2 protein-coding genes are annotated in these 1,878 nt (G+C 72.0%); both read right to left on the bottom strand.

Annotation, left to right across the window (positions count from 1 at the left end; translation table 11 throughout):
- Positions 1–355: 355 nt before the first annotated feature.
- Positions 356–1,309, bottom strand: a complete 954-nt coding sequence (locus ACWEBX_RS39860) for a Ppx/GppA phosphatase family protein (RefSeq protein WP_451889592.1) — start codon at positions 1,307–1,309, stop codon at positions 356–358.
- Between the two features lie 199 nt (positions 1,310–1,508).
- On the bottom strand, positions 1,509–1,878 hold a 370-nt coding region (locus ACWEBX_RS39855), incomplete at its 5' end, for an ATP-binding protein (protein ID WP_451889591.1).

Genomic DNA, 1,878 nt, shown 5'->3' with positions numbered 1-1,878 from the left:
ATCCTGCGGCCGCACGAAGTCACCAGGGGCAACTCGCCCGCCCCGGCCGCCCGTAGTCGTCGCTGCCCGCACTCCGTCATCGCTCTCACGCCTTTCCACGAGCAGAACCGCCGGTGGGTCCACCGCACCAGGTGGGACTCCGCGCTCCGGCATCCGCCGGACTGTTCAGGTCAGCGTCGAGTGGTACCGGTTTGTTCCCGGCCTCCGGGTGCGGTGCTCCCTCGCGACCGGGCGCGTGAGCCGCCGTCGGTCTCGTGACGCTCGAACACAGGGCGGTGTCCACGTAATTGACGGATCCCCGCTGGATGAGCGAAGGGGAGCGCGGGCGGACCGGCCGCCCGGCGACCGGTCCGCGTCAGCGCCGGGTGGAGCTCTTGCCGCGCAGCGCTCCGAGGCGCTCCAGGAGCAGGCCCTCCCGGGTGGACCAGGGGGAGATCTCCACGCTCGTGGCCCGGCAGGCCTCCATCAGGGCTTCCGCGACCATGGCCCCGGCCAGGGACTGACCGGCACGGTGACGTGAGATGCCGGGCAGCCGGCCGCGGCCCGCCGACCCGTTCTTGGCGAGGACGCCCACCGCGGCCCGTACCTCGTCGAGGGTCAGCCGCTGCGGAGTCCGGGAGCGGTCACGGCCCGCGGTGGTGTAGCGGGCGAGCTGGGTGAAGGTCTTGGAACACGCGAGCACCCGACCGTCCGGGTCCGCGTGCGGCAGGTCGGCCACCTCGGCGAGGCGGTCGCCGAGATGGTCGCGCACCTCGGCGAGCCGTCGCTTCGAGGACACGGCCTCGTCGAGCTTCCACGCGCGGGTGACCGTGCGGGCGCCCAGCGGCAGGGAGTGGGCCGTCCGGGGCTGTCTGGACGTCCCGGACGCGACCTCCACCGTCCCGCCGCCGATGTCGAGCACCAGCAGGGAGCCGGCCTGCTCGCCCGCCCAGTGGCGTGCCGCCACATAGGCCAGCCGGGCCTCCTCCTCGCCGGACATCACCCGCAGCCGGGTGCCGGTGGCGCTGGCCACCTGGGCGAGGACCTCGTCGCGATTGGGCGCGTCGCGGATCACCGACGTGGCGAACGCGTAGACCTCCGGCAGCGCCCCGCGGTTCTCGGCGAGCGTTTCGGCCACGGCCCGCTGGACGCTGCGTACACCCGACTTGTCCAGCCGTCCCGTGGCGTCCAGCGTCTCGTGCAACTGGAGCCGTACCTTTCGGGACAGCACCTCTTCCATGGCGACCCCGGCGCGGCGCCGCGCCACGGTGAGCAGAGCGCTGTGACACCCGACGTCTAGTACACCTGCCTGCCGCACTGTGTTAACCACCCGTTTTCCTGTCGAAGGGGATCCGCGAACTCACCATTGTCGCGCAAGCAGGCCGGAGTGACGCGACACGATTTCGTTTCGGCTCGTCAGAGGCCCGTCAAGGGTTTCGGAGGGCGCCACGGCGGCGCCGGACGGCTGCCCAACGGGATGTCGCGCGCGCCGTCTTGTGGCCGCTGTCGCACCGGTGACGCGGGTGGCGTCAGGTGGCGGAGTGGCTCATGTCACTGTCCGGCGTGTCGGCCAACGTCACCACGGCGGTGATCCGTTTGCCGACGGGCTCCCGGCGCACCTCGAAGGCATGGCACACGGCCATGACGATTTCCAGCCCGTGCTGCCCGACCCGGCCCGCCTCGGCGGCGCGTGCCACCGGAAGTGTCGGGTCGGAATCCCAGACGGTGGCCCTGACGGCGCCCTCGTCGACCTCGAGCGACAACAGGCACGGTCCGCCCGCGTACTTGACCGCGTTGGTCACCAGTTCGCTGACGACCAGCGGGACCATGCCCATCACCCGTCCGGAGACGGGCAGCCCGGCGACCGCGCCTCGGTCTGTCCGACGACGTCTGGCACAA

The sequence above is a fragment of the Streptomyces sp. NPDC005070 genome, from assembly GCF_053600395.1.
This window is presented reverse-complemented; position numbering and strand designations above follow the sequence as displayed.